Origin of the sequence: Marinimicrobium sp. LS-A18, assembly GCF_000463525.1 — a bacterium.
In the GTDB taxonomy this organism is placed as follows: Bacteria; Pseudomonadota; Gammaproteobacteria; order Pseudomonadales; family Cellvibrionaceae; genus Marinimicrobium; species Marinimicrobium koreense.
Genome location: NZ_AWEP01000002.1, coordinates 1097593 through 1118919, shown reverse-complemented (window position 1 = coordinate 1118919; position 21327 = coordinate 1097593). Strand labels below are relative to the sequence as shown.

Below are 21327 nucleotides of genomic sequence, written 5' to 3'. Positions count from 1 at the left end.
CTCGCTACTGGCCGATGCTCTTTTCGCCGGACTCTACGGTCTGGTAAATCAGGGTGTTGATGGTCATGGGGCCGACGCCGCCGGGCACCGGGGTATAGGCACTGACCCGGTCGACCAGGGGCTTGAGTTCAATGTCGCCCACCTTTTCCGGGTGGTAACCGGCATCGACCACCACGGCACCGTCTTTGATCCAGTCCGCTTTGATGAACTCCGGGCGGCCAACGGCGCCCACGACGATGTCGGCCTGGCGAACCAGTTCGGGCAGGTTTTTGGTGCGCGAGTGACAGATGGTGACGGTGGCGTTGGCACCGAGCAGCATCATGGCCATAGGCTTGCCCAGAATGGCGCTGCGACCGACCACGACCGCGTGCTTGCCTTCCAGTTCGATGTCGTAGGCTTCCAATAGGCGCATGATGCCTTTGGGGGTCGCACAGCCGTAGGCTTCTTCGCCCATGCTCATCCGACCAAAGCCGAGACAGGTGACGCCGTCAACGTCTTTTTCCAGACTGATGGCATCGAAGCAGCGACGCTCGTCAATCTGCTCGGGTACCGGGTGTTGCAGCAGAATGCCATGCACGTTGGGGTCGTTGTTCAGCTCATCAATTTTGGCCAGCAGCTCGTCGGTGCTGGTGCTCGCGGGCAGCTCGATGCGCAGGGATTCCATCCCGATGCGCTCGCAGGCGTTGCCTTTCATTTTTACGTAGGTGGCGGAGGCGGGGTCATCGCCGACCAGAATGGTGGCGAGAATTGGGGCCTGGCCATTGCTGCGGGCCTTGAGATCGGCAACGCGCTGGGCGAGCTCCTGCTCGGTTTTTTTGGCGAGGGCTTTACCGTCGAGAATCTGTGCTGGCATGGACCGAATTCCTCATGCTGGGCTGGAGTAGAAAAGGGCGCTATTGTCCCACAGTGCTCTGCTCAGGCAAAGCGCCGTTGTGGTGTTGCAGGGGAATCAGAAAGGGGGAAGTGGGGTGGCTGACGGGGCTCGAACCCGCGACAACTGGAATCACAATCCAGGACTCTACCAACTGAGCTACAGCCACCATTGCAAGGTGTTGCCCCCGATTGCCGGGGTCAATTTCAGGGTGCGTACTCTACCGAAGTTTTCGGTATGAATCCAGACCTTTGAGGTCTTACCCTGATACAGGTTTGTCGTCTGACGAGCCTTCCGATCTTTCAGTGGATTCAGTGCCCCACTTGAAGATGGCGCGCCCGGCAGGACTCGAACCTGCGACCACCCGCTTAGAAGGCGGGTGCTCTATCCAGCTGAGCTACGGGCGCATGGCTGGGAAATCTCGCAGGCGAGTGGTCGGAGTGGAGGGATTCGAACCCCCGACATTCTGCTCCCAAAGCAGACGCGCTACCAGGCTGCGCTACACTCCGCCATAGACCGAATGGCCATCCAGTGGACGCCGTCATTCGCGAGGTGCGCATAATACCGATGGTGCCTCACCGCGTCAACGGTAAATTGGCCTCGCAAGGTTCGGGCGTTCAGTGGCACTTGTGTCTGTCACGGCGGCTCGTCAGAATAGCGGCTTACCAGATGTGAGGAGTAAGCATGCAGGATACCCCCAAGCAACACGAGGTCGATCACCCGCAAGAGGCCGAACTGGGTATGGCCATGAAGATGGGGATGCGTCGTCTGGCCTCCGGCGTATCGGTGCTGTCCACCCGTTCGGACGATGGTGAACGTCATGCCATGACGGTCTCTTCGGTCACCTCGGTCTCAGACAACCCCGCGTCCCTGTTGGTCTGCGTGAACAAACAGGTGGCGCTGGAAGGGCATCTATCCACGCCAGGCACGCCTTTCGCCATCAATATCCTGGGGTCTGATCAGCAGGCCATCTCCAATCGGTGTGCCGGTTTCGAGGGCGACCAGCCGCGCTTCAGTATCGGGGATTGGCGTCAGGGGCGGGATGAGGTGCCTTACCTGGCGGGCGCCCAGGCGACCTTCTTCTGCGAGTCGGACCAGATAATGACCTATGGCACCCACCATATCGTGGTGGCCCGGATTCACGAAGTGAAGCTCGGCGAGCTGGCGGTAGACCCGCTGATCTATGTCGATGGTGGCTACGGTGCGCTGGCGCCCCGCTGAAGCCTGGCAGGTGTTTGACGATGGCCTCGGTGCGCCTCGTTCGGGCGCACGTATGGCGTCAAAGTAGTCCCGAAAGCGCGCAATAATACGCTTGCTTTATGAAAGTTTTGTGGCTACGGGAGTTTCGCGGTTAAGGTTCACTAACTGGTTTATGCACATTAGCAGTGCGGTACTTGTCAAGGGTTCCGACAGAGTGCGAAAACTTCACTATATCCCTGGTTGACATTCGTAACATATTGATAAATAAAGAAAAAATTGAGCCGGTTATTTTTTGGACAATCTGTGCAACGGTCAGAGATGATGCGGGTTCGAGGCACTTTCCCAAAAAGTATCCACCAAGTTATCCACAGAAAATGTGGACAAGAAAAATGTGAATTTTTTATGTCTCCAATCCGCCTTCGCTGAATAGGTGGGTTGTCATCTCCCGGCCCGCCGAAGCGGGCTACACTTTAAAGCGATCGGTATCAATGCAGGACGGATCTAATCCTATGACCCAAAAGCTCACGGTGGCCGTACTCGGAGGCGGAAGCTTCGGAACGGCCATTGCCAATATCATTGCCGAAAATGGCGTTCGCACCTTTCTCTGGATGCGGGACTCCGCCAGTGCCACCGAGACCCAGTCGACGCGGGAGAACCAGCGTTACCTGCCGGGGCAGCGTCTGGCCGACGGCCTGGAGGTGACCTCGGATCTGGCCCGGGCGGTGTCCGACAGCGACCTGGTGTTCGTATCGATTCCCAGCCATTCCTTTCGGGCGGTCACCCGACAGATTGCGCCTCTGCTGCACAAACAGGCGATGGTGATCAGTACGGCGAAGGGCATTGAGCCGGAGGGCTTCACCCTGATGAGCCAGGTCCTCGAGCAGGAGTTGCCCGACCACGCCATTGGCGTGCTCAGCGGCCCCAACTTCGCCAAGGAAATTGTCGCCCGACAGCAGACCGGTACCGTGGTGGCCAGCGAGAGCGAGGCGTTGATCCAGCAGGTGCAGAGTTGCCTGCGCTCGGAGACCTTCCGGGTCTATGCCAACCCGGATCGCTACGGAGTGGAACTTGGTGGCGCATTGAAGAACATTTATGCCATTGTGTGTGGCATGGCCGCCGCTCTGGGGGCGGGGCACAACACCCAGGCGATGCTGTTGACCCGAAGCCTGGCGGAAATGGGGCGTTTTGCTGCCGCCATGGGGGCGAACCCAATGACCTTTCTGGGGTTGGCGGGTGTGGGCGATCTGATCCTCACCTGCACCTCGGACCTGAGCCGTAATTACCGGGTAGGCTACGCGCTCGGGCAGGGACAGCCTCTGGAGGAGGTCATCCAGGGGTTGGGGCAGGTGGCCGAGGGGGTCAACACCCTGCGCCAGGTCAAACAGAAGGCGGACGAGCTGGGTGTTTATATGCCTCTGGTTTCGGGGCTATTTGCGGTACTATTCGAAGGTGAGGCAATCGCCGATGTCGCCCGAAAGCTGATGTTGGGTGAACAAAACCACGACGTGGAATATATGGGAGCAGACTGATGGATAGCGAAACTCTGAAAACCAATGTGACCTCGGGCAAGCATTGGCTGCGATTGGTCTATATGCTGTTGTTTGCCGTACTGCTTTATGTCGCCGGGGTGGTTATGGGGGTTGTGATCGTACTGCAATTCCTGTTTGCGCTGCTGACCGGAAGCCCCAATCGGAACCTGCGCCAGTTTGGAAAATCCCTGGCGCTGTATATCTATCGCGCTCTGGAGTTTCTCACCTACAGTAGCGATGGCAAGCCATTCCCATTCAGTGACTGGCCGGAGGCTTCAGAGGTGTCATCCGCACCTGCGAGCAGCCCCCGGGCTGCGGAGACTGAGTCACCAGCATCCCGAGAAGACGAGCGGGAAGAGACCGGCGACGATCGTTCGCGCAACTGAGGTGTTTGAATGAAAACCCTGTTCATTATGCGTCACGGTCAGGCTCAGGCCAAAGCGTCATCCGATGCCGAGCGCCCCCTGACCGCCCGGGGTGAGGCGGATGTCGAGCGGGTGGCCAACGCGCTGAGCGACGAGCTGTCCGATCTGGATCAGTTGTGGGTCAGCCCTTACCGCCGCGCCCGGCAGACGGCCGCAATCGTCAATCAGGTCCTGGGCCGCGGGGCCGAGCCGGTTGAAACCGAGCTGCTGACCCCGGAGGCCGACCTCGAGGCGCTGTGTGCCCAGTTGCAGGCCTGTGAGGAGGATAACCTGATGCTGGTCAGTCACATGCCATTGGTCGGCGATCTTATTCATTATCTGACTGGCGCCGAACCGGGTCGCTATACCATGGGTACGGCGTCCGTCGCCTGTCTGACCCTGGATGTGGTCGCCGGTGGTGTCGGAGAATTACGCTGGCTCCGTCACCGGGAAGACTGATCATGGTGGCTCCGGTGGCGACCTGGTCTCGAATCTTGTGTGCCGGAATTGCCACCCTTATCCTCTGGAGTGGAGCCTCGCTGGCGTCGACCGAAGGCGGCGAGCCGTTGGTGGTGCGCTACCCGGATATGAGCAGTCCCCTGGACCAGCGAAACGACTATTTCGAGCAACTGCTACGCCTGGCCATGGAGAAAACCCGGGAAGACTTTGGCGATTACCGTCTGCAGGCGGTGCCCTTGCGCGTTCCCCAGGGGCGCATCCTCCGGTTGCTTTCTGCGGGTGAAAAAATCGACGTGCTCTGGAGCATGACCACGCGCAATCGCGAGCGCCATTTACGACCCGTGCGCATCCCACTGACCAAGGGGATGGCGGGTTACCGGTTGCTTGTGGTCAGACGCGACGATCATGCCCGTTTTTCCGACGCGACAACACTGGAAGCGCTTGCCCGACATGTGGCCGGGCAAGCGGCGGATTGGCCGGATACCGATATCCTTCGGCACAATGAGCTGCCCGTGACCACGAGTGGTTATTTTTCCCTGTTCACCATGTTGCGGCACGGACGCATTGATTATATCCCCCGTGCTCTCAATGAACCCTGGGCGGAAGTGGCGCAGCGTCCGGAGCTCGATCTTAAGGTTGAGCCGAGTCTGTTGCTGCACTACCCGGCGGCCAGTTACTTTTTCGTGCGCCGCCAGAACGCGGCACTTGCGCAGCGGCTGGAGCAGGGGCTCGAGCGGGCGATCGCGGACGGCAGTTTTGATGAGCTGTTCTTTCAGCACCCGAGTCAGCGTCCGATTTTTGAGCGCGCGGCGTTGAATGAGCGCCACGTGCTGAAACTGACCAATCCGCTGCTGCCGGAGCGCACGCCTCTGGATCGTTCCGAGTTGTGGTGGCACCCCGACATAACGGACGATGCCACCGCTGATTCGGCGCAGCACAAAGCGGGTCGTCCATGAGTCACGAGCGGATCTTTACTCTCCCGGGCATGACCCTGGCGGCTCAGGAATGGGGTGAGCCGGGCGGTGAACCGATTCTGGCGCTGCACGGTTGGCTTGATAACAGCGCGACCTTCAATGCGCTGGCGCCGCTGCTTCCGGGCACCCACATCGTCGCGCTGGATCTCGCCGGACACGGTCGCAGCGGACACCGTGCCGGTGTCGGCCCCTACAATATCTGGGAAGATGTTTCGGAGTTGTTTGAGGTGGCGGATCAACTGGGGTGGGACCGGTTTTCGCTGCTGGGGCACTCGCGCGGCGGGATTATCGGCATGATCGCGGCAGGCACGTTTCCCGAGCGTATTACCCGGTTGGCACTGATTGAAGCGCTGTGGCCGGAAGTGCATCAACCCCAGGCGGCGCCGCGACAACTGGCCCGTTCGATCCTGGAAATGAGTGCGCTGCGGAATAAACCGCTCAGTGTTTACCGGGATCTGACCCGGGCGGCCAAAGCACGTGCCAGAGGCATGTTTCCGCTGAGTATCGACGCGGCCCGGGCGCTGACCGAGCGTGGGACCAAAGCCGTTGACGGTGGCTACTCCTGGAGTACCGATCAGCGGCTGCTCGCGCCGTCCGCGGTAAAACTGACCGAGGATTATATCGAGGCGTTTCTGACCAGTGCCACGGCCGATATGGCGATGATTCTCGGGCGGGACGGCATTCCGCGATTATTCAGTCATTATCGGGAGGCGTTGCAGCGGTTTCCCGATCGACTCAACTGGATTGAGTTGCCGGGAGGGCATCACCTGCATCTGGAGTCCCAGGCGCCACAGGTGGCCGAATGTTTACGCCGGTTTTTCAACGGTCAGGCGTTGGGATGGAATGAACTCCACCAATGAATAGCTCCACTCGGTGGTCCGGTCTTGATGGGAGAATGACATGCGTTTGAGGTGTTATCGCACTCTGCCTTTCATTGTGATGTTGGCGGTGGCGGGGTGGGCCCTTTTGTTGGCCACAACCGTCGCGGTTGCGCAGAGTAGTACGCAAGTACCGGAATTTCTTGGACTGGAGGATTTTCCGGAAGCCCGGGTCATGATGCGTGAGTACCGCCCGGATCAGACCTATGTCCTGGCGCTGTCCACCTTCAAGAAAGTTGGCGGAACCTGGTCAGCGGAGCGGGAGCAGCGCGTTCAGGGCAATGTGCTCAGGCGCACGCTGGAGTTGCCGTCGGGTTTCAGCGCTCGTGAAGGTTTCCGATTTTACGAAGAGCAGTTGACCAGTGGTCGTGCCCGTGAGCTGTTTGCCTGTGAGGAGCGCGAGTGCGGTGGGAGTATCAACTGGGCCAACAATCACTTCAACGTGATTCAGTTATACGGTCTGGATCAATTTCAGTATTACAGTGTGTATGAAGTCGTGCGCGATGACACGGTTTACTACGCGAGTCTGTACGCGGTGCGTCGGGGCAACCGGAGGGTTTACGTCCAGTTGGATCTGGTGCAGATGCCGGAAGTGGATCGGCCGGCGCTGACCCTGAGTCCTGCGGTGCTGGGTGAACGCTTGCGTGAGGCGGGCTATTTTGTGCTGCCCGGGTTTGATGTGGTGGGTTCTGCGCAGGATTGGCAGGTGTCGGTTTCCGAACCGGCCATCGACGCGCTGGCCACCCTGTTGCGGCAGGAATCCGATTGGGTGGTGGCGCTGGTCGGTCATGATTACGCCGCGGACTCCCTGGAGGCGCAGCAATCCCAGTCGCTACACTACGCCGAGCAAGTGCGGGAGAAACTCAAAGCGCAGGGAGTCAGTGAGCAGCGCCTCCCGGTCTTTGGGCTGGGAAGTCTGTCTCCGGCGGGTAAGGGGGAGCGCAGCGCCCGGGTGGAAGTGGTGCGGTTACCCGAGCGCTGAATATCGGACAGCGTTGAGACGCGCTAGCGAAGCAGTGACAGAAACTCGGTGCGGGTCGCCTGGTTGCTGCGGAAGGTGCCCAGCATGGCCGAGGTTTTCATCACCGAATTCTGCTTTTCCACGCCGCGCATCATCATGCACATGTGCTGTGCCTCAATGATCACGCCCACGCCCGAGGCGCCGGTAATGTTCTGGATGGACTCGGCAATCTGTACCGTGAGTTGCTCCTGGATCTGCAGCCGGCGCGCGAACATGTCCACGATCCGGGCGACCTTTGACAGGCCCAGCACATGCCCGGTGGGAATGTAGGCGACGTGAGCCTTGCCGATAAAGGGCAGTAGATGGTGCTCGCACAGGGAGTACAGCTCGATGTCCTTGACCATGATCATTTCGCTGGACTCGGAGGGGAAGAGGGCGCCATTGACGACTTCCTCCAGGTCCTGCTCGTAGCCTTTGGTCAAAAACTGGAAGGCTTTGGCGGCCCGCTTGGGGGTATCCACCAGTCCCGGACGCGTCAGATCTTCGCCGATGCCTTCAATAATCCGGGCAAAATGTTCTTTCATTGTCTGTTCCTCAACCCTGTAGGGGCCTGCAAGCTTATCAGGAGGGCGGCTACCCTACGTCAAGCGGCCAAATTGGTAAAGGGTTTTTTACGGCCTGACGGTCGTTCGGGATCACCGGTTCCGGTTTGGTGAAATGCGACCCATCGACGCCTCAGAACCGGTACAATAGCGGTTTTTTACCGCATTACAAAGGATCCGCCTCGTGTCATCTGCCGATGTCGTGCCGCCCTGGGCACCGCTGAAAACCGTTCGAGATTTTATTCGCTGGGGTGCCAGTCGCTTCAATGCCGAGGGGCTGTTCTTCGGCCACGGCACCGACAACGCCTGGGATGAGGCAGTCCAACTGGTGTTGCATGCGTTGCACCTGCCGGTGCAGAACAGTCGTCAGGAATGGCTGGATGCGCGCTTGACCGATTCCGAGCGGGAGACCGTGGCCGCGCTGCTGGATCGACGCATCCGCGAGCGGGTGCCGGCGGCCTATCTGACCGGCGAAGCCTGGTTCTGTGGTCTGCGTTTTGCGGTGGACGAGCGGGTGCTGGTCCCGCGCTCGCCCATCGCCGAGTTGATTGAAGCCGGCTTTCAGCCCTGGCTGGAAGTGGAGCCGGAGCGGGTGCTGGATCTGTGTACCGGAAGCGGCTGCATCGGTATTGCCTGTGCCTATGCCTTTCCCGAGGCTCAGGTCGACCTGAGCGATATCTCCCCGGATGCGCTGGACGTCGCCCGGGCCAACATCAAGGCTCATCAGTTGGAGGGGCGGGTTGAGGCCCTGGAGTCCGATGGGTTCGCGGCCCTCGGTGAGCGTCGCTACGATCTGATCGTCAGCAATCCGCCCTATGTGGATGCCCGCGATCTGGCCAGCATGCCGGCGGAGTATCATGCCGAGCCTGAGCTGGGGTTGGGCTCTGGGGATGATGGCCTGGACTTCACCCGGCGCCTGCTCGCCGAGGCCCCCCGGCATTTGACCGAGGATGGGGTTCTGGTGGTGGAAGTGGGCAACTCCCAGGTGGCTCTGGAGCAGGCGTTTCCCGAGCTGCCCTTTACCTGGGTGGAGTTCGAGCGGGGCGGTCACGGGGTGTTCGTGCTGAGCGCTCGGGCGCTGGCGGCCTTTTCTGAGGTATAATTCCTCCCTTTGCGTTTAAGAGAAATTCGGAACCGATTATGTCCGGCAATAGCTTTGGCAAACTGTTTACCCTGACCACCTTTGGCGAAAGCCACGGCCCCGCGCTGGGCGCTGTGGTGGATGGCTGCCCTCCGGGGTTGGCGCTGTCCGAGGAAGACCTGCAGCTCGACCTGGACCGGCGCAAGCCCGGTCAGTCCCGCTATACCACTCAGCGGCGCGAAGCCGATCAGGTGCGGATTCTGTCCGGCGTGTTCGAGGGCAAAACCACGGGTACGCCTATTGGCCTGTTGATTGAAAACACCGATCAGCGCTCCAAGGATTACTCCAAGATCAAGGATCAGTTCCGCCCGGCTCACGCGGACTATACCTATCACCACAAGTACGGCGTGCGCGACTATCGCGGCGGCGGCCGCTCATCCGCCCGGGAAACCGCCATGAGAGTGGCGGCCGGTGCAATCGCGAAAAAATACCTGCGCGAGCGCTACGGCATCGAAGTGCGCGGTTACCTGTCGCAGTTGGGGCCCATTGCGATCGAGTCGGTGGATTGGGATCAGATCAGCGAGAACCCCTTCTTCTGCCCCGACGCCTCCAAGGTGGCGGAAATGGAGACCTACATGCAGGCGCTGGCCAAAGAGGGCAACTCTGTGGGCGCCAAGATTACTGTGGTGGCCAGCGGCGTGCAGCCGGGGCTGGGCGAGCCGATTTTTGATCGCCTGGATGCCGATATCGCCCACGCGCTGATGAGCATCAACGCCGTGAAAGGGGTGGAGATCGGTGCGGGCTTTGATTCCGTGGCCCAGAAGGGCACCGAGCACCGTGACGAGCTGACCCCGGAAGGTTTTACTTCCAACAACGCCGGCGGCATTCTGGGCGGCATTTCCTCCGGCCAGGACATTGTGGCTCATCTGGCCCTCAAACCCACCTCCAGTCTGCGGGTGCCCGGGCGCAGCATTGACGTCCAGGGCGAACCGGTGGAGGTGATCACCACCGGACGTCACGACCCGTGCGTGGGCATTCGCGCAACCCCCATTGCCGAGGCTATGCTGGCTCTGGTGCTGATGGATCACTGCCTGCGTCACCGGGCACAGAATGCGGACGTGCGTGTCGATACGCCGGTGATTCCCGCACAGTCGTGATTCCCCGTGGTGACTGTGGCATGCTGGGCCTTTATCCCGGCATGCCACCTTCCTGACCTGCCGGGCTCCGAGAATCTCCGGGAGCCTGTGTATGCAAGACCTCACTTTATCCCTGATTCAGACCCCCATCGCACCGGATGACCCCGAGCGTAACCTGGCCGGCTATGAACCCTGGCTGGAGCGGGCCCGGGGCAGTGACCTGGTGATACTCCCCGAAGTGTTCACCACCGGATTTAGCGCCACGGCGCGGGACCACGCTGAAGTTGTGGGCGGGCGCGCCTGGCAGTGGCTGGCGCACTGGGCGTCCGAGCTGAATGCTGTGGTGACCGGCTCTCTGGTGGTGAAGGACAATGACCAATACAGTAATCGCCTGATGTGGATGCGCCCCGATGGTAGCTGGGTACACTATGACAAGCGGCACCTGTTTCGTATGGCCGGCGAGCACAAGCGTTACGCCGTGGGACAGGAGCGGGTGTTGGTCGAGTTGAATGGCTGGCGTGTTCTGCCGATGATCTGCTATGACCTGCGCTTCCCGGTGTGGAGTCGCAATCGGGGCGATTATGACCTGGCCCTGTATGTCGCCAATTGGCCGGCCGCCCGGTCGTTACATTGGCGACGCCTGCTGCAGGCGAGGGCGATTGAAAACCTGAGCTACGTGGCGGGCGTGAATCGTATCGGCGTGGATGAGAAGGATCAGGACTACTGTGGTGACAGTGCCATTTATGGTCCCGCTGGCGAGGTGTTGGTCGATGCAGAGGATGGCGAAGGGTGTTTTACTGCAGTGCTCAGTGCGGAAAGGCTGACCCAATATCGTGAGTCATTTCCCGCCCATCTGGATGCGGATGGGTTTGAGATTTTGCGGTGAGCGTGATGTCGTATTTGGTAACGGCAGATGCGGCTTCGCCTTATCCGCCCTACGCTTGGCTACGGAGGTGGCGTAGGGCGGATAAGCGAAGCGCATCCGCCGTTACCAAACTCCGAATACCACCCTTTAAAAATGCAGATTCAACGACGCATAAGGCCCGCTCAATTCCACATCAGCGGTCACGTCCTCATTGATCTCCAGATTCATCTGCCGGTAGCCGACTTCAATACCCAGATCCAGCGCCATAGAGTCAATAAAGTCATAAGCCACGTTGACGCTCATGTCGCTCAGGCTGTTGTCGTCGTAATTGATCACGTTCGCCTGGCCGCCCACAGACAGGCCGGTCAACGGCAGATCAAAACGGGCCTTGCCGTACACCATGGGAATGGCTTCATCCAACACGACGTTCTGAGAATTGCCGACCGTTTCACTTTCGGCCTGTACATAGCCATCGAATTTTCGGATGGTCAGGCCCAGGTCAAAGCTCACCCAGTTATCCAGTAATTCATAATACAAAGTGCCATCGATATGGGTCAGGTCAACGTCTGTGGCCACTTCGCCGGGGGTAAAAGTCTCGCCGTCCAGGGTGAAGGTGTCGACGATGGTGGCCGACTGAGAGCTGCTCAGGTCGGTGTGCTGAAGACGCACATTGGGTAGCAGCGGAATCGGGTGTTCGAACGCGACGTAAAAGAAGTTGTTGTCGCTTTCGTTCAGGCCCAGCTCGTTGACATCAATATCGTTATTGGCATCACCGATGACGCCGGAGTAATCGCTTTGCCATTGGCCAGCGCCCGCGTATACGCCGAGAAAATCCGCTGAGGCGAGCGGTGCAGCCAGCATCAGACCACTTGCAAGCATTACTTTTTTCATAACATCGTTCCCATTGTGTTGGTTGGGTGAATGGACTGCCCCGTATCTTAGCAGAGCAGGCTACAAAAAGTGTGACGCAGAGCAAATCAGCGCGGCTGGATTATCCCTGTAATAACTGCAGGAAGACCCGCGCGGCGTTATTCAGGCTGCGTTGTTTGTGATGAATGGCCCCGAGGTTGCGAGTGATCACGGTATGATCCAGGGGCAAAGGGTGTACTTGACCATCACCCAGCAGAGTTTGCGGTAGCACTCCCCAGCCGAGCCCAATCGAAACCATCATCTTCAGGGTGTCGAGGTGGTTGGTCACCATGCCCACATCAAGCGTCAGGGACTGCTCGTCGAACAGCGCCTGAACGAGTCGGGTGGTATAGGTGTTGGTGTCCGGCAAAATCGCCTGCCAGGGGCTGAGATCCGCCAATGTCAGGGACTTTCGCTGGGCCAGGGGGTGATTGTGCGACACCACGAAGTGCAGTTGGTCGCGCCAGATGATGTCCTCGGCCATGCGAGGGTCCGATTCCGGCGCCAGAGTGACAATGCCCAGGTCAAAGCGTCCTTGCAGCACTTCCCCATAGGCCTGCTCCGAATCCAGAAAGTGCAGGTCCAGTTTCACCTCGGGGTAGCGCTCGGTGAAGTGGCGAAGGGTAGGGGGCAGGCGGTGCAGGCCGATGTGGTGACTGGTGGCAATACTCAGCGCGCCGCGCACCTCGCCCTGAAGGTCGGTAATGGCGCGTTCGGCGTCCGCCACCTCCTGCAGAATCCGCTTGGCATTGGGCAGTAACGATAAACCGGCATGGGTGAGACTGATCTGCCGGCCCACCCGGTCGAACAGGGGGCTGTTCAGTTGCTGCTCCAGGGTGGCGATGCGCTTGCTCACGGCGGGCTGAGTCAGGTGCAGGCGCTGGCCGGCGGCGGAAAACGAGCCGGTTTCGGCGACGGCGACAAAGGCTTGCAGATGCTGGGTATCCATAAGCTGTCAGTCTATCCATTCCATAATGGAATGCAATAGATAAAAATTATAAATTTGTTTTATTGGTTGCGGCCCCTTAAAATACGCCTAAATCGTGATCTGCTTTGAGAAGACAACCCTTATGAGCGCCAGAACCCTTTACGACAAATTGTGGGATGCCCACCTCGTGCAAAAGCGCGACGATGGCTCCGCCTTGATCTATATCGATCGGCACATCATCCACGAAGTGACTTCGCCCCAGGCCTTCGAAGGCCTGCGCTTGGCGGGTCGTAAACCCTGGCGGGCCGATTCCATCCTGGCCACGCCGGACCACAACGTCCCGACCACCTCGAAGGAGCGGGCCTCGGGCGTGTCCGGTATTCAGGATCCGGTGTCCCTGATTCAGGTGAAAACCCTCGACGACAACTGCGACGAGTACGGGATCACCGAGTACAAGATCAACGACCAGCGCCAGGGCATTGTGCATGTGATCGGGCCTGAGTCCGGCGCCAGTCTGCCGGGCATGACCATCGTCTGTGGCGACTCCCATACCGCCACCAACGGTGCCTTGGGCGCTTTGGCGCACGGCATTGGTACCAGTGAGGTGGAGCATGTGATGGCCACCCAGTGTCTGGTCGCCAAGAAAATGAAGAACATGTTGATCCGGGTCGACGGTGAGCTCGGCCCCGGTGTCACTCCGAAAGATGTGGTCCTGGCCATCATCGCCAAGATCGGCACCGCCGGCGGCACGGGTTATGCCATCGAGTTTGGTGGCGATGTGTTCCGCAATATGAGCATGGAAGGGCGGATGACCGTCTGCAACATGGCCATCGAAGCAGGCGCCCGCGCGGGCATGGTGGCGGTGGATCAGACCACCATCGACTATGTGGAAGGTCGGCCCTATGCGCCCAAAGGCGAAAACTGGACCAAGGCCGTGGAAGCCTGGCGCGACCTCAAAAGCGACGAAGGCGCGCACTTCGACCGCGTGGTGGAAATGCGCGGTGAGGACATCAAGCCACAGGTCAGTTGGGGGACTTCGCCGGAGATGGTGGTGTCCATTGACGACTCTGTGCCGGACCCGGAAGCGGAAGCCGACGCGGTCAAGCGCGAAAGCATGAAGCGGGCCCTGCAGTATATGGGGCTTCAGGCCGGACAGCCGATGCGCTCCATCAAGCTCGATCGGGTGTTTATCGGCTCCTGCACCAACTCCCGGATTGAAGATATTCGGGCGGCGGCCGCGGTGGTCAAAGGCAAACGCAAAGCCGATTCAGTCAAAGAAGCGATTGTGGTACCGGGCTCCGGTACCGTGAAAGCTCAGGCGGAAAAAGAAGGCCTGGATAAAATCTTTATCGACGCCGGTATCGAATGGCGTGAGCCGGGCTGTTCCATGTGTCTGGCCATGAACGCCGACAAGTTGGGTGCCGGTGAGCACTGTGCCTCCACTTCGAACCGAAACTTCGAGGGACGTCAGGGCTACGGTGGTCGCACCCATCTGGTCAGTCCGGCAATGGCCGCGGCGGCCGCCATTGCGGGCCATTTTGTCGATGTGCGTGAAATTACTGGAGGGCAGGCCGCATGAAATCCTTTACCCAGATGACCGGTATCGCGGCGCCCATGGATCGCGCCAATGTCGATACCGACATGATCATCCCCAAGCAGTTTTTGAAGTCGATCAAGCGCACCGGGTTTGGCAAAAACCTGTTTGACGAACTGCGCTACCTCGACGAAGGGCAACCGGATCAGGAGTGCACCGGGCGCCCGTTGAACCCGGAATTTCCGCTTAATTTTGAGCGCTATCAGGGGGCGACGGTACTGCTGGCCCGGGAAAACTTCGGCTGTGGTTCCAGTCGTGAGCACGCGCCCTGGGCGCTGGACGATTACGGCTTCCGCTGTGTGATCGCGCCGAGTTTTGCGGAGATTTTTTACAACAACTGCTTCAAGAACGGTCTTTTGCCGATCGTTCTGGATGCGAAGGTTGTCGACCGCCTGTTCAACGAGATGTATGAACAGGAAGGGTATCAGTTGACCATCGATCTGGAGCAGCAGACGGTCACCACAGCGAGCGGCGAGTCGTTTGCATTCGAGATCGATGAGTTTCGCAAGCACTGTCTGCTGAATGGTCTGGATGATATCGGTTTGACGCTGGAGCATGCCGATGCGATCGAGGCCTACGAAGCGCAGCGCCGCAAAGACGCCCCCTGGCTTTTTGACGGATTGCGGTAAAGAAATAGTTGGGTGACGGCGGATGCGGCGCTCGGTAATCCCGTGAGGTTTCGGCGGATGCGCGCTTCGCGCTCCGAGGCGTCGGACCGATCCGCCCTACGAATAGCACGGCAGTTCGCGTAGGGCGGATAAGGGCGAAGCGCGCATCCGCCGTCACCCAAGGCCAACTGCCGAGGTGCACGTAGGGCGGATCGGTCCGACGCCTCGGAGGGCGAAGCCCGCATCCGCCGTTAACACAATATCCGAATTTACCGTAGACCGAAGATTACAAATATCTACCAGGAATTAAACAGGAGACCCCCAGTGGGAAAACAGATTCTACTACTCCCGGGCGACGGCATTGGCCCGGAAATCGTGGCCGAAGCCAAAAAAGTACTGGATGTGGTCAACGACCAGTTCCAGCTCGGCCTGAGCTTTGAAGAAGACCTGATGGGCGGTTGCTCCATCGACAAACACGGCGTACCTCTGGCCGACGAAGCCCTGGAAAAAGCCCGCCAGTCCGATGCGATTCTGCTCGGCGCCGTGGGCGGCCCGAAATGGGACAAGCTGGATCGGGCCATCCGGCCGGAAAAAGGTCTTTTGAAAATCCGCTCCTCCCTGGAGCTATACGCCAACCTGCGCCCGGCCATGCTCTACCCGCAGTTGGTTGAGGCCTCCAGCCTCAAGCCGGAAGTGGTCTCCGGTCTCGACATTCTGATCGTACGGGAACTAACCGGCGGCATTTACTTCGGTGAACCGCGCGGTATCCGCACTCTGGAAAATGGCGAGCGGGAAGGGTTCAACACCTACAAATACAGCGAAAGCGAAATCGAGCGCATCGGTCGTACCGCGTTCGAAATGGCGCGTAAGCGGAACAAGAAAGTCTGCTCGGTAGACAAAGCCAATGTGTTGGAAGCCACCATGCTCTGGCGCGAAGTCATGGACCGCCTGGCGCCGGAGTACCCGGACGTGGAACTGTCTCATATGTACGTGGACAACGCCGCCATGCAACTGGTGCGCGCGCCGAAGCAGTTCGATGTAATCGTGACCGGCAACATGTTCGGCGACATCCTCTCCGACGCCGCCGCCATGCTTACCGGCTCCATCGGCATGTTGCCCTCGGCGTCCCTGGATAAAAATGGCTGCGGCATGTACGAGCCCTGCCACGGCTCGGCCCCGGATATTGCCGGCCAGGGCATCGCCAACCCGCTGGCGACCATACTGTCCGCCGCGATGATGTTGCGCTATTCTCTGTCTATGACCGATGCGGCTGACGCCATTGAGGCGGCCGTGGGCAAAGTGCTGGACCAGGGGTTGCGCACCGCGGATATCGTCACCGAGGGCAGTCGCAAGGTGTCCACGGCGGAAATGGGCGATGCGGTGGTTGCGGCTTTGAAAGCTTAGTCTGGTTGGGTAACGGCGGATGCGCGCTTCGCGCTTATCCGCCCTACGCGAACTTTGGCACTGAGGTCTGAGGTGGAGGATACCGTTCGAAGACTCTCTGAGGCATGGATGCCGATGAGAAGCCCCCAGGGATGGGTTTACGGCGGGTCTTCGAACGGTATCCTCCACCTCAGACCGGACTACCGTAAGACGACAAACATTCAAGGCAACAGCAGAATTCACTCACTGAGAAAGAGAGAACTATTATGAAAGTAGGTTTTATCGGATGGCGCGGCATGGTCGGCTCCGTATTGATGGAGCGCATGCAGGCAGAGAACGACTTTGCGGACATCGAGCCGGTATTCTTCTCCACCTCCAACGCCGGTGGTAAAGCCCCTGCGGTGGTGGACGGCGTGCCGCCCCTGAAAGACGCCTTTGACCTGGACGCCCTCAAGGCCCTCGACGCCATTGTCACCTGTCAGGGCGGTGACTACACCACTGAAGTGTTCGGAAAACTGCGCGACAGCGGCTGGAAAGGCTACTGGATCGACGCCGCCTCCACCCTGCGTATGGCCGACGACGCCGCTCTGGTGCTGGACCCGGTCAACCTGGACGTCATCAAAGACAGCATCGCCAAAGGCGTGAAAAACTACGTCGGTGGCAACTGCACCGTCAGCCTCATGCTGATGGGCCTCGGTGGCCTGTTCCAGAACAACCTGGTCGAATGGGCCACCTCCATGACCTACCAGGCCGCCAGTGGTGCCGGTGCGCAGAACATGCGCGAACTGCTCAACCAGATGGGGGGCCTGCGCGACTCGGTCGCCAGTGAGCTGGAAGATCCCGCCTCGGCGATTCTGGATATCGACCGCAAAGTGGCCGCCGCCATGCGCAGCGACGACTTCCCGACCGACCAGTTCGGAGCGCCCCTGGCGGGCAGCCTGCTGCCGTTTATCGACAAGCAGCTGGACAACCGCCAGAGCAAAGAAGAGTGGAAAGGGCACGTCGAGACCAACAAGATCCTCGGTCGCAGCGACAACCCGGTGCCCATCGATGGGCTCTGCGTGCGTATCGGCTCCATGCGCTGCCACAGCCAGGCGCTGACCATCAAGCTGAACAAAGATGTGCCGCTGGATGAGATCGAGTCCATGCTGGCTGAGGCCAACCAGTGGGCCAAAGTGGTGCCGAACGAGCGTGACGCCACCCTGCGTGACCTGACGCCGACGGCCGTGACGGGTACCCTCACCGTGCCGGTGGGTCGCCTGCGCAAGATGAACATGGGGTCTCAGTACCTGTCCGCCTTCACCGTGGGCGACCAGCTCCTGTGGGGTGCGGCTGAACCGCTGCGTCGCGTGTTGCGCATTCTCAAAGAGGCCTGATCGTCCTCGGCTGAAACGAGCCCCGCCCGGTTTGACCGCGCGGGGCTTTTTTGTATAAAAGGGTGGGGCGGTCGATCCGGATCTCAGAAAAGTTCCCCGCGGCCGGCGTCAAAATCGTTATTTTTTGTGCGGCGGTGCAAATAATGTATAAAAACATGCCATAAAGCCCCCCAGTTGACGGGCTTAAGTGTTGATAAAAAGCTACTTATAATGAATACTTACAGCCATTAGTGAAGAATTATTCTAGGTTTTATAACTCCTGCTAAGCCAAAACAGGTTCACCGTGCCGTCAAAATCGACGGGAGAGTCGATGACTTCAGTCGGGCACATGGGGCCAGGGAGATAATAAAGGATCGTCCTATGCATCTGCTTCGTAAGCTGAGTTTTGTAATCGGATTGGCCGCCTTGCTGGTTGCTCAACCGGGATTTGCCCTGGGGCTTGGGGAGTCCGAGTTGAAGTCGGCGCTCAATCAGCCCTTCCAGGCGGACATCCAGTTGACCAATCTCAGAGGGTTGAGTCGCAACGAGATCATCGTCCGGCTGGCTTCTCAGGAAGATTTTGAGCGTGCCGGCCTTGAGCGCATGGCGTTCTACGGCCAGCTTGAGTTTGAATTGTTACTGGACCATCCCGAAGGTCCGATTGTGCGGGTAACCACGCAGCAGCCGGTGCGGGAACCCTACATGAACTTCCTGGTGGAGGCGCGCTGGGCCAGTGGCCGCCTGCTGCGCGAGTACACCTTCCTGCTGGATCTGCCCACCTTCGATGACGAGCGTCAGGCCCAGCCGGTGCAGTCCGCCACCTCGGGCAGCACCCGGTCGACCGCCGAGCGTCAACCCGCAACACGCCCCCAGCCGCGTCAGCGTGCTGAATCTGATACCCGCCCCCAGGCAGGCTACGACGGCGACACCTATTCGGTTACGTCCAACGACACCCTGTGGGAGATTGCCCTGCGGGTTCGTCCAGGGCGCGACCTGTCGGTTCAGCAGACCATGCTGGCGATTCAGCGCAAAAATCCCGAAGCCTTCATCAATGGCAACATCAATCTGCTCCGCGAGGGGCAGGTTCTGCGCCTGCCCAACCGAGACGAAATTCGCAACCTGAACCCGCAGAATGCGGTACGAGAAGTGGCCGAACACAATCGTGAGTGGTCCGGTGGTGCTTTGGGTGCCCAATTGGATGCCGGTCAGCGCAGCACCAGCCAGCGCAGCGGTCCCAGCGATGTCAGCGGTCAGGTGCGCCTGGCGGCGCCGAGCCAGGGTAACTCCGGTGAGGCCGGGCAGGGCGGAGGTGCCAGCACGGATTCCGGCTCCGAGCTGCAGGCTGAGCTGTCGGCCGCCCAGGAAGAACTGGAAAAGAGTCGCCGTGAGAACCGGGAACTGTCCTCTCGCGTGGAAGAGCTGGAAGCGCAGATCGATACCATGGAAAGCCTGATTGAAGCCAGCAATGAGCAGTTGCGAGCCCTTCAGACCAGCGCCCAACAAAACCGCGAAGCGGAGCAGGCCCAGGACGAAGCCGCCGATGTGGCTGCGGCCGAACCGTCTCCGGAGGCCGAAGCTGAGGCTGAGTCACCCGCCGCCGCGGCAGACACCTCTGAGGCTGCCGCGCCCGCGCAGGAAGAACCGGTGGACCGCAGCAAGCGGGTTGTGCGCTCCATTCCTCAGGAAAAGACCCTGATGGATCACGTAATGGACAACCTCCTGTGGATCGGTGCCGGTGTCCTGGTCGTTCTGCTGGGTGTGTTTGCTCTGCTGCGTCGACGCCAGAGTGGTGAAGCCCCGGTTGAACGGGACAGCGATGACGATTTTGAGCCAGCGTTCGATGAAGAAGGTTTCGCGGAAGAGTTCGACTCCGATGAGGTGGGCAGTGACGAGACCGGTATCGATCTGGCGCAGGAAGACGCCGAACCTGAGGAGCCGGACGCCTGGGATGAGCAGACCGATGATTCCGTTGAAGCCGAAACCGGTGATGTGGTTGGCGAGGCGGATATTTACATCGCCTACGGCAAGCTGGATCAGGCGGAAGAGCTGCTGCTCAAGGGGCTGGACAAAGAGCCCGCTTCTCCGGCCATCCTGTCCAAGCTGCTGGAAGTCTACGCCGAAAATCGCGACGTAGAGGCGTTTGATCGCCACTATTCCACCCTGCTGGGTACCGATGATCGGTCGGCCATTCAGCGAGCCGGCGAACTGAGGGACACGATTCCCGGTGCCGGAGAGTTTGATGTCAACGCACTGGATACCGGAGCCTCTGCGCCTGCTGATGAGCAGGACGATTTCAGCTCGCTCGAACAGAGCGACAGCGATGATTTCGACTTCAATCTCGATCTGGACGATGAACCCAAAGCGTCGCAGAGTGACGCGAAGTCCACGGATGACAATGAGTTGAGCCTGGACGATGACTTCAACTTCGATCTGGACGATGATCTGGATCTCGAGGATGAAACCGTCGAGCCGGTCACCACCGAGTCGGATCTGGATGCCTCATCGAACCGGTATGACCTGTCCTTTGACGAGTCCGAGCCTGCGGCGGCTGACGAGGAATTCTCTCTGGACTTTGATCTGGACGATGAAGATGATCAGGTCACCCTGCAGTCGGAGCAGACCGCTGAAGCGGGGGATGGCGATCAGGATGATTTCCCCGAGCTGGATCTCAAGCTGGACAATGAAATGGGCGAAAGCGATGCGCCCGTCACCGACAGCGTCAGCACCGATGATGACTGGAATTTTGAGCTCGATGAGACCTCCTCCGAGGGTGGTATCGAAGCTCTGGACGATGCGCTTTCCGAACTGGACGAGGAGCCTGCGGAGACCTCTTCCCTGACGTTGGAGCCGATGGATGGCGCGGATTCAGACAAGGGTTCTGAAGCGGTCACTGAAGACGACGACCTGTCATTGGATTTTCAGGATGACGCGGATGACGAGTTGACCGTACACGAATCCGGCCTGGACCGGGACGCGACCTCTGAGGATGAACAGGAGGCGGGCCAGGATGCGTTTGCGGACCTGGACGATGCATTGGCCGAAGACTGGTCTGATGCTCAGCGTGACCAGGAGCCCGGAGTGGAGGCGAAGCCCGCAGCGGATGACAGTGACGATCTTGACCTGGATGCCCTGGAAACCGGTGATCTGGATCTGTCCTCCCTGGATGAAGAAATGAGCGATCTGGATGCCGACCTCGAAGGTGCGTCCGATTCAGAGCCTGAAAGCACTCCTCAGACGGACACCGCCGATCAGGCGCCAGAGCCGGCTTCGACCGATGTCGACGAAGACCAGGTGTTTGAAGAGGCGTTGTCTGGGCTGGCCTCCGATGATTCAGCGGCCACGGAGTCGGATTCTCAGGAGTCCGATGAAGATATGGACGCGGAGCTGGATTTCCTCGCCGACACCGATGAGGCCGCGACCAAGCTGGATCTGGCCCGCGCCTATATCGATATGGGTGATGCGGACGGTGCCCGGGACATCCTCGAAGAGGTGCGCCAGGAGGGCAACGAACAGCAGCAGCAGGAAGCGGAGGAGCTGTTGGGTCGAATCGAAAGCTGATTTTTCCGGCTGGTTCTCCTGCAAAGCCTTGC

General features: G+C 59.7%; 18 protein-coding genes, 3 tRNA genes and 1 pseudogene. 15 read left to right on the top strand and 7 right to left on the bottom strand.

The window, feature by feature from the left end; translation table 11 throughout:
• Nucleotides 1-4: 4 nt before the first annotated feature.
• The 4 genes from folD to N645_RS0104930 form a co-directional block, all read right to left on the bottom strand.
• A complete protein-coding gene (gene folD / locus N645_RS0104945; protein ID WP_024460405.1) occupies nucleotides 5-853 on the bottom strand; it encodes a bifunctional methylenetetrahydrofolate dehydrogenase/methenyltetrahydrofolate cyclohydrolase FolD in 849 nt (282 codons plus the stop codon).
• Nucleotides 854-964: 111 nt separating this feature from the next.
• Nucleotides 965-1040: transfer RNA gene (locus N645_RS0104940), tRNA-His, on the bottom strand.
• A gap of 161 nt (nucleotides 1041-1201) precedes the next feature.
• Nucleotides 1202-1278 (bottom strand) — tRNA-Arg (locus tag N645_RS0104935).
• A 25-nt stretch (nucleotides 1279-1303) separates the two neighbouring features.
• A tRNA-Pro gene (locus N645_RS0104930) sits at nucleotides 1304-1380 on the bottom strand.
• A gap of 175 nt (nucleotides 1381-1555) precedes the next feature.
• Here N645_RS0104930 and N645_RS0104925 point away from each other — a divergent pair.
• From N645_RS0104925 to N645_RS0104895, 7 genes are all read left to right on the top strand, one after another.
• Nucleotides 1556-2092: a flavin reductase family protein gene (locus N645_RS0104925; RefSeq protein ID WP_024460404.1), complete on the top strand. Its 537-nt coding sequence runs from the start codon at nucleotides 1556-1558 to the stop codon at nucleotides 2090-2092.
• Nucleotides 2093-2580: 488 nt separating this feature from the next.
• Nucleotides 2581-3600 (top strand): NAD(P)H-dependent glycerol-3-phosphate dehydrogenase, encoded by a 1020-nt coding sequence (locus tag N645_RS0104920; protein ID WP_024460403.1) that lies wholly within the window; start codon nucleotides 2581-2583, stop codon nucleotides 3598-3600.
• Nucleotides 3600-3986 carry a DUF4389 domain-containing protein gene (locus N645_RS0104915; protein ID WP_024460402.1) on the top strand — a complete coding sequence of 129 codons (387 nt, stop codon included), beginning with the start codon at nucleotides 3600-3602 and terminating at the stop codon, nucleotides 3984-3986. Before N645_RS0104920 ends, N645_RS0104915 begins: the two co-directional genes overlap by 1 nt.
• A 9-nt stretch (nucleotides 3987-3995) precedes the next feature.
• Nucleotides 3996-4463 carry a phosphohistidine phosphatase SixA gene (gene sixA / locus N645_RS0104910; RefSeq protein ID WP_024460401.1) on the top strand — a complete coding sequence of 156 codons (468 nt, stop codon included), beginning with the start codon at nucleotides 3996-3998 and terminating at the stop codon, nucleotides 4461-4463.
• A gap of 14 nt (nucleotides 4464-4477) precedes the next feature.
• Nucleotides 4478-5419 (top strand): ABC transporter substrate-binding protein, encoded by a 942-nt coding sequence (locus N645_RS0104905; RefSeq protein ID WP_193744949.1) that lies wholly within the window; start codon nucleotides 4478-4480, stop codon nucleotides 5417-5419.
• Nucleotides 5416-6297 (top strand): alpha/beta fold hydrolase, encoded by an 882-nt coding sequence (locus N645_RS0104900; protein WP_024460399.1) that lies wholly within the window; start codon nucleotides 5416-5418, stop codon nucleotides 6295-6297. Before N645_RS0104905 ends, N645_RS0104900 begins: the two co-directional genes overlap by 4 nt.
• A 106-nt stretch (nucleotides 6298-6403) precedes the next feature.
• Complete coding sequence (locus N645_RS0104895) at nucleotides 6404-7297, top strand: DUF4892 domain-containing protein (protein ID WP_238559202.1); 894 nt, start codon at nucleotides 6404-6406, stop codon at nucleotides 7295-7297.
• A gap of 23 nt (nucleotides 7298-7320) precedes the next feature.
• Here the strand turns inward: N645_RS0104895 and folE are convergent.
• Nucleotides 7321-7863 (bottom strand): annotated as a pseudogene (gene folE / locus N645_RS0104890) (GTP cyclohydrolase I FolE); the annotation flags it as partial.
• Between the two features lie 199 nt (nucleotides 7864-8062).
• Between folE and prmB the strand changes: the two are divergent.
• The 3 genes from prmB to N645_RS0104875 all read left to right on the top strand — a co-directional run bounded on the left by prmB (nucleotide 8063) and on the right by N645_RS0104875 (nucleotide 10981).
• Complete coding sequence (gene prmB, locus N645_RS0104885; RefSeq protein ID WP_024460396.1) at nucleotides 8063-8980, top strand: 50S ribosomal protein L3 N(5)-glutamine methyltransferase; 918 nt, start codon at nucleotides 8063-8065, stop codon at nucleotides 8978-8980.
• A gap of 38 nt (nucleotides 8981-9018) precedes the next feature.
• Entirely contained in the window at nucleotides 9019-10116 is a 1098-nt protein-coding gene (aroC, locus tag N645_RS0104880) for a chorismate synthase (RefSeq protein ID WP_024460395.1), read from the top strand.
• Between the two features lie 91 nt (nucleotides 10117-10207).
• On the top strand, nucleotides 10208-10981 hold the full coding sequence (locus N645_RS0104875) for an amidohydrolase (RefSeq protein ID WP_024460394.1): 774 nt from the start codon (nucleotides 10208-10210) through the stop codon (nucleotides 10979-10981).
• Between the two features lie 126 nt (nucleotides 10982-11107).
• Here N645_RS0104875 and N645_RS0104870 read toward each other — a convergent pair whose 3' ends face one another.
• Both N645_RS0104870 and N645_RS0104865 read right to left on the bottom strand, forming a co-directional pair.
• Nucleotides 11108-11851, bottom strand: a complete 744-nt coding sequence (locus N645_RS0104870; RefSeq protein WP_024460393.1) for a TIGR04219 family outer membrane beta-barrel protein — start codon at nucleotides 11849-11851, stop codon at nucleotides 11108-11110.
• Between the two features lie 100 nt (nucleotides 11852-11951).
• Nucleotides 11952-12818 carry a LysR family transcriptional regulator gene (locus tag N645_RS0104865; protein WP_024460392.1) on the bottom strand — a complete coding sequence of 289 codons (867 nt, stop codon included), beginning with the start codon at nucleotides 12816-12818 and terminating at the stop codon, nucleotides 11952-11954.
• Between the two features lie 121 nt (nucleotides 12819-12939).
• On the opposite strand from N645_RS0104865, the gene leuC reads away from it, so the two are divergent.
• The 5 genes from leuC to N645_RS0104840 all read left to right on the top strand — a co-directional run bounded on the left by leuC (nucleotide 12940) and on the right by N645_RS0104840 (nucleotide 21295).
• Nucleotides 12940-14376 (top strand): 3-isopropylmalate dehydratase large subunit, encoded by a 1437-nt coding sequence (gene leuC, locus N645_RS0104860; protein ID WP_024460391.1) that lies wholly within the window; start codon nucleotides 12940-12942, stop codon nucleotides 14374-14376.
• Nucleotides 14373-15020 (top strand): 3-isopropylmalate dehydratase small subunit, encoded by a 648-nt coding sequence (gene leuD, locus N645_RS0104855; protein WP_024460390.1) that lies wholly within the window; start codon nucleotides 14373-14375, stop codon nucleotides 15018-15020. Before leuC ends, leuD begins: the two co-directional genes overlap by 4 nt.
• Nucleotides 15021-15323: 303 nt before the next feature.
• The gene (gene leuB, locus N645_RS0104850) at nucleotides 15324-16403 is read left to right on the top strand and encodes a 3-isopropylmalate dehydrogenase (RefSeq protein ID WP_024460389.1); all 1080 of its coding nucleotides are present in this window, start codon (nucleotides 15324-15326) and stop codon (nucleotides 16401-16403) included.
• A 245-nt stretch (nucleotides 16404-16648) separates the two neighbouring features.
• On the top strand, nucleotides 16649-17758 hold the full coding sequence (gene asd, locus N645_RS0104845; RefSeq protein WP_024460388.1) for an aspartate-semialdehyde dehydrogenase: 1110 nt from the start codon (nucleotides 16649-16651) through the stop codon (nucleotides 17756-17758).
• A gap of 360 nt (nucleotides 17759-18118) precedes the next feature.
• Entirely contained in the window at nucleotides 18119-21295 is a 3177-nt protein-coding gene (locus N645_RS0104840; RefSeq protein ID WP_024460387.1) for a FimV/HubP family polar landmark protein, read from the top strand.
• The last annotated feature ends 32 nt before the right edge of the window (nucleotides 21296-21327 follow it).

Excerpts from the sequence above, each read along its gene's own strand:
- N645_RS0104915 (WP_024460402.1), top strand. The coding sequence starts at position 3,600 with ATGGATAGCGAAACTCTGAAAACCAATGTGACCTCGGGCAAGCATTGG.
- leuC (WP_024460391.1), top strand. The coding sequence starts at position 12,940 with ATGAGCGCCAGAACCCTTTACGACAAATTGTGGGATGCCCACCTCGTG.
- N645_RS0104870 (WP_024460393.1), bottom strand. The coding sequence starts at position 11,851 with ATGAAAAAAGTAATGCTTGCAAGTGGTCTGATGCTGGCTGCACCGCTC.
- aroC (WP_024460395.1), top strand. The coding sequence starts at position 9,019 with ATGTCCGGCAATAGCTTTGGCAAACTGTTTACCCTGACCACCTTTGGC.
- N645_RS0104840 (WP_024460387.1), top strand. The coding sequence starts at position 18,119 with ATGCATCTGCTTCGTAAGCTGAGTTTTGTAATCGGATTGGCCGCCTTG.
- N645_RS0104875 (WP_024460394.1), top strand. The coding sequence starts at position 10,208 with ATGCAAGACCTCACTTTATCCCTGATTCAGACCCCCATCGCACCGGAT.
- N645_RS0104925 (WP_024460404.1), top strand. The coding sequence starts at position 1,556 with ATGCAGGATACCCCCAAGCAACACGAGGTCGATCACCCGCAAGAGGCC.
- N645_RS0104900 (WP_024460399.1), top strand. The coding sequence starts at position 5,416 with ATGAGTCACGAGCGGATCTTTACTCTCCCGGGCATGACCCTGGCGGCT.
- N645_RS0104920 (WP_024460403.1), top strand. The coding sequence starts at position 2,581 with ATGACCCAAAAGCTCACGGTGGCCGTACTCGGAGGCGGAAGCTTCGGA.
- folD (WP_024460405.1), bottom strand. The coding sequence starts at position 853 with ATGCCAGCACAGATTCTCGACGGTAAAGCCCTCGCCAAAAAAACCGAG.
- N645_RS0104865 (WP_024460392.1), bottom strand. The coding sequence starts at position 12,818 with ATGGATACCCAGCATCTGCAAGCCTTTGTCGCCGTCGCCGAAACCGGC.
- leuD (WP_024460390.1), top strand. The coding sequence starts at position 14,373 with ATGAAATCCTTTACCCAGATGACCGGTATCGCGGCGCCCATGGATCGC.
- sixA (WP_024460401.1), top strand. The coding sequence starts at position 3,996 with ATGAAAACCCTGTTCATTATGCGTCACGGTCAGGCTCAGGCCAAAGCG.
- asd (WP_024460388.1), top strand. The coding sequence starts at position 16,649 with ATGAAAGTAGGTTTTATCGGATGGCGCGGCATGGTCGGCTCCGTATTG.